The sequence below is a fragment of the Pseudomonas sp. AL 58 genome (genome assembly GCF_036348395.1).
In the GTDB taxonomy this organism is placed as follows: Bacteria; Pseudomonadota; Gammaproteobacteria; order Pseudomonadales; family Pseudomonadaceae; genus Aquipseudomonas; species Aquipseudomonas defluvii.
Map to the genome: position 1 here is coordinate 1 of NZ_JAZBQR010000080.1, position 506 is coordinate 506.

General features: G+C 63.4%; 1 protein-coding gene. It reads right to left on the bottom strand.

The window, feature by feature from the left end; all coding sequences use genetic code 11:
* The coding region (locus tag UIA24_RS23145; protein ID WP_442963076.1) for a T1SS-143 repeat domain-containing protein at nt 1-506 on the bottom strand (506 nt) is incomplete at both ends.

A 506-nucleotide genomic window follows, 5' to 3' on the forward strand; every position in this document is an offset into this window, starting at 1 on the left:
TTGAGCAGGGTGAAGGTGTAGGCACCGGCGCTGGTGAGGCTGAAGGTGAACACGTCCACCACACCGGCCTTGGCGGTGAGGGTATTACCCACGACGCTGTACACCAGGGCGACGCCGCCGGAACTCAGTGCAGGCAAGCCGCTGGTGTCACTCGACAAGCCATAGCTCAGCGGCGTGTCGGCACCGGACTGGAATATGCCGGTTACGCTGCCACTGGCGGTAGTCGCCTCGCCAGCAACGTCGCCGGTGCCTCCAGGGATGCCGTTGGTCAGGCCGTCTTCATCGACCGTTCCGGTTACAGGGGTGCCGGTTGCCGTTGGCGTGTCGTCGTCAACGGTGATGACCAGTTTTTCAGCAGCGGCGGTGACGGTATCGCCGTCCTTGTCGGTGGCCTGCAGCAAGCTGCCCAGGTTGATGGTGATATCGTTCTCGTCATTGCCGGCCGCATGGTCCAGCGGCTTGAGCAGGGTGAAGGTGTAGGCACCGGCGCTGGTGAGGCTGAAGGT